The organism is Deltaproteobacteria bacterium, from assembly GCA_016234845.1.
Classification (GTDB): domain Bacteria; phylum Desulfobacterota; class Deferrimicrobia; order Deferrimicrobiales; family Deferrimicrobiaceae; genus JACRNP01.
In genome coordinates this window covers 1-4,356 of record JACRNP010000042.1, presented here as the reverse complement: position 1 = coordinate 4,356, position 4,356 = coordinate 1, and the positions used below count along the sequence as shown (strand labels likewise).

Below are 4,356 nucleotides of genomic sequence, written 5' to 3'. Positions count from 1 at the left end.
TGTTCCTCTCGTTGTAGACAGGGATTACGACGGAGAATGATTTCACGGTTAGAGAGCCATCCTTTCGAGGTCGTATATCGAATCGAAACCACGCGCGTACAGCGACGGGAGACCTGCCAAAAAGTTCCCGGCCGCCATTCTACCCTCATCGGTCCACCGGTTACGAATATAGGTTCGTCCCGATGCCTTTGGCGGATGCGCGGGAAGGAACGTGTTCGATCCCGCGAGGACGTCGATACCCCTCCGCGAGAGCAGCAAAGCAAGGGGGGAAACAGCACCCAGGCCGACCGAGGCCGAAAAGAACAGCTCCTCCTCCGCGTGGACCGAAGGTTCGCCCAACCGATGGTTGCCTCGGAGGGTAAAGCGGAGCGGGACCGAACCGGAGGAGCTCCATCAGCACCGGAGGCGCTCGGCGCGCGCCTTCTCGTACCATTCGATCGTCCAACGCAGCCCCTCCTCGAACGGCGTGCGGGCGACGAATCCGAACCTCTCCTTCGCCCGGGTGGTGTCGAGGCAGCGGCGCGGCTGGCCGTCCGGCTTCGAGAGGTCGCGTACCACCTTCCCCCGGTAGCCGGTCATGTCGCACACCATGGCGATCAGGTCGTTGATGGGCACCTCCCGCCCGGCGCCGATGTTCACGGGGTCCAGCCCGTCGTACCGCTCGGTCGCCAGCGCGATCGCCTCGGCCGCGTCGTCCACGTAGAGGAACTCGCGGGATACGGGAGTGCCCTTGAAATAGCCGCTCCCCCACACCACCACTTCCGGCGCCCCCGCTTCGCGGGCGTCGACGAATTTCCGGATGAGGGACGGGATCACGTGCGACTTCTCCGGCTCGAAGAAGTGGTCGCGGGGGCCGTACAGGTTCACGGGGAGCAGGTAGATCGCGTTGAAGTCGTACTCCTGCCGGTACGCCTGCCCCATCACCATCATCATCTTCTTGGCCATGCCGTACGGGGCGTTGGTCCGCTCGGGGTACCCCGCCCAGAGGTCGTCCTCGCGGAAAGGGATGCGCGGCGGCTGGAACGGGTAGGCGCACACCGTGCCGATCTGGACGAACTTCGAAACTCCCGCCTTGCGGGACTCCTCCATGAGGTGGATCCCCATCGCGGCGTTGTCGTAGAAAAGGGCCCCGGGGTGCGCGCGGTTCCAGCCGATCCCGCCGGCGTTCGCGGCGAGGTGGATGACGATGTCCTTGCCGGCCACGGCCTCCGCGCACGATTCGTGGAGGCGGAAATCGAACGCGGGGTATCGGGGAACCGCGATGTCCTCGGGCCGCGCGCCCCGTTCCACCAGGACCCGGATCAGCGGCACGCCGAGGAACCCGTCCCCGCCGGTGACCAGGATCTTCTTTCCCCCGAACCCACCCATAACTGTCCCTGTTCTGTGGGAGTTCTGTGAACGTCCCCGTATTGTGGTCTACAGGCGGGACCCGATGGGGAACCCCTTCGCCGCGAGGATCTTCCGCCCCTCGCCGGGAGGGGTGAGCCCCGCGTCCTCCAGGTCGGCGTCGACCATGATCCGCACCAGCTCCCTGAACGTGACCTTCGGCTCCCACCCGAGCAGCCTCTTCGCCTTGGAAGCGTCGGCGATCAGGTTCTCGACCTCCGTGGGGCGGAAATATTTTTTATCGATCTTCACGTACTCCTTCCAGTCGAGCCCCGCGTAGGCGAACGCCTCCTCGAGGAACTCCTTCACCGAGTTGGACTGGCCGGTCCCCACCACGAAGTCGTCTCCCCGGTCGTGCTGGAGGATCCGCCACATCGCCTGGACGTATTCGTAGGCGAACCCCCAGTCGCGGCGGGCGTCGAGGTTGCCCAGGAACAGCTCCTTCTGCTTCCCCGCCTGGATGGCGGCGATCGCCCGCGTGATCTTCCGGGTGACGAACGTCTCGCCGCGGCGCGGGGATTCGTGGTTGAAGAGGATGCCGTTGCTGGTGAACATGTTGTACGCTTCCCGGTAGTTGATCGCCATCCAGTAGGAGTACACCTTGGCCGCCCCGTACGGGGAGCGCGGGTAGAACGGGGTCTTCTCCCCCTGCGGGGGCGGCGTGGCGCCGAACATCTCGCTGGACGACGCCTGGTAGTAGCGGGCCTTGCTCCCCGCGCGGCGCAGCGACTCGAGGATCCGCGTGGTCCCGAGCCCGGTGACGTCGCCGGTGTACTCGGGGATGTCGAAGGAGACGCGGACGTGGCTCTGCGCGCCCAGGTGGTAGATCTCGTCGGGCTGGACGTTGTAGATCAGGTTGGTGAGCTGCCCCCCGTCCGACAGGTCGCCGTAGTGCAGGAAGAGGCGGGCCCCGGGGGCGTGCGGGTCGACGTAGATGTGGTCGAGCCGCCCCGTGTTGAACGTGGACGCGCGGCGAATCAGGCCGTGGACCTCGTACCCCTTCGACATGAGGAACTCGACGAGGTACGATCCGTCCTGTCCGGTGACTCCGGTGAGCAAGGCCTTGGGCATGGCGTCGGCTCCGGGGAAAAATCGGAATTCGATTCCGGCAATCTTATGAAATGTATCCCGGAACGGGGGGGGAGTTCAATGATCGACCCGGCGGCGCTGCTGTCCGAATACCTGCGGATCGACACGTCGAATCCGCCGGGAGACTGCCGCGGCGCGGCGGAGCTGCTCTGCCGGGTCCTCCGGGAGAACGGCCTTTCGCCGGTGACGTTCGGGGCGAAGCCGGAGAAGCCGAACGTGCTGTGCCACGTCGGCGGGACGGAGGAGCCGGGGCTGGTCCTCATCCACCACATGGACGTCGTGCCGGCGCGCCCCGAGGAGTGGAGCGTGCCGCCGTTCTCGGCCGAGGTCCGGGACGGGTTCCTCTACGGGCGGGGGACCCTCGACACGAAGGGGCTGGGGGCCGCCCACTGGTGCGCCGCGATCCGGGCGTCGAAGGCCGGAACGCTGAAACGGAGGCTGTACCTCGTGGCCAACGCGGACGAGGAGGTCGGCGGCGGCGAGGGGGCGGAATATTTCGTGAGGAACCTGCCGTTCCCGCTCGGGGCCGCGTACGGGCTGAACGAGGGCGGGGTCGGCGTCACCGACGTCTTCGGCGGCGGGGGGAAATTCTTCCTTCTGAACATGTGGGAGAAGGGACCGGTGTGGATGAAGCTGTCCGCCGCGGGGAGAGCGGGTCACGGGAGCCGGCCGTCGGATAAGGACGCCCCGGCCCGGCTCGCCCGGGCGATGGCGCGGGTGGCGGAGCACAGGGAACCGCCCCGCCTGACCGAACCGGTGCGGGACATGCTTCGGGCGCTGCGGGCGAAGGGGTATTCGGACCTCGATGTGGACGCGCTGCGCGGGGGCGCGGAGGAGGCGGATGCTCTCGAGGCGCTCGCGCGGAAATTCCCCGAGATCGAGCCGCTGCTGCGGAACACGTACGCGGTCACGACCCTCGCGGCCGGGTTCAAGCCGAACGTGATCCCGTCCTCCGCCGAGGGGACGGTGGACGCGCGGATCGTGCCGGGGGAGGAGCCGGAGGCGGTGGCGGCGCGCATACGGACGTTGGTTGAGGACCTTGGCGTCTCGGTGGAGATCCTGTTCGCCGAGAAGCCGAACGGCTCCCCGGTGGGGCCGCTCTACGGGGCGATGGAGGAGGCGATCCTCTCCGTCCACCCCGACGCCGCCGTCGTCCCGTACATGTCCACCGGGTTCACCGACTCCCGCTTCTTCCGCTCCATCGGGATCCCCACGTACGGCCTGATGCCGGTGCTGCTGCCGCGCGCGGAGCACGGGAAGATCCACGGCGTGGACGAGCGGATCCCGCTGTCGGGGATCGCGGAGATGGCGGAGATCGTCTACGCGCTCATCGGGCGGTGGAATGCGGCGCGGTAAGGGGCGGCGATGACCCGGAAAGTCGCTCTCAGGGAGCTGCTGGACGCGCAGGCGCCGGAGTCCGACCGCTGGAAGCGGAAGAACCGGCACTACTACGAGGAGGTGGAGCGGATCTTCCGGTTCCACGTCCCGCGGGGCGCTTCGGTGCTCGAGATCGGATGCGGAACGGGGGACCTGCTTGCGGCGGTCGAGCCGTCCCGGGGGGTCGGGATCGACATCAGCCGGAAGGCGGTGGAGATCGCGCGTTCGAGACACCCCGGCCTCGCGTTCCTGGCCGGGGACGCGGAGGACCTCCCGCTCTCGAGGCCGTTCGACTACGTCCTGCTCTCCGACCTGGTCGGTTATCTCGACGACGTGCAGCGCGCATTCGAGCAGCTGAACCGGGTGTGCCACCCGCGCACGCGGGTGATCCTGACCTACTTCAACTACCTCTGGGGACCGGTTCTTTGGGCCGGGGAACGGCTCGGGATCAAGCGCCCCCAGCCGGACCAGAACTGGCTCTCCCTCGCGGACCTGCAGAACCTC

General features: G+C 67.5%; 4 protein-coding genes. 2 read left to right on the top strand and 2 right to left on the bottom strand.

Annotated features, from left to right (window positions below):
• Positions 1 to 393: 393 nt before the first annotated feature.
• On the bottom strand, positions 394 to 1,368 hold the full coding sequence (locus HZB86_03930; GenBank protein MBI5904688.1) for an NAD-dependent epimerase/dehydratase family protein: 975 nt from the start codon (positions 1,366 to 1,368) through the stop codon (positions 394 to 396).
• 48 nt (positions 1,369 to 1,416) lie between these two features.
• Positions 1,417 to 2,457: a GDP-mannose 4,6-dehydratase gene (gene gmd, locus HZB86_03925; GenBank protein MBI5904687.1), complete on the bottom strand. Its 1,041-nt coding sequence runs from the start codon at positions 2,455 to 2,457 to the stop codon at positions 1,417 to 1,419.
• A gap of 78 nt (positions 2,458 to 2,535) precedes the next feature.
• Between gmd and HZB86_03920 the strand changes: the two genes are divergently transcribed.
• Positions 2,536 to 3,831, top strand: a complete 1,296-nt coding sequence (locus HZB86_03920) for a M20/M25/M40 family metallo-hydrolase (GenBank protein MBI5904686.1) — start codon at positions 2,536 to 2,538, stop codon at positions 3,829 to 3,831.
• A 9-nt stretch (positions 3,832 to 3,840) separates the two neighbouring features.
• The coding region (locus tag HZB86_03915; GenBank protein ID MBI5904685.1) for a class I SAM-dependent methyltransferase at positions 3,841 to 4,356 on the top strand (516 nt) is incomplete at its 3' end.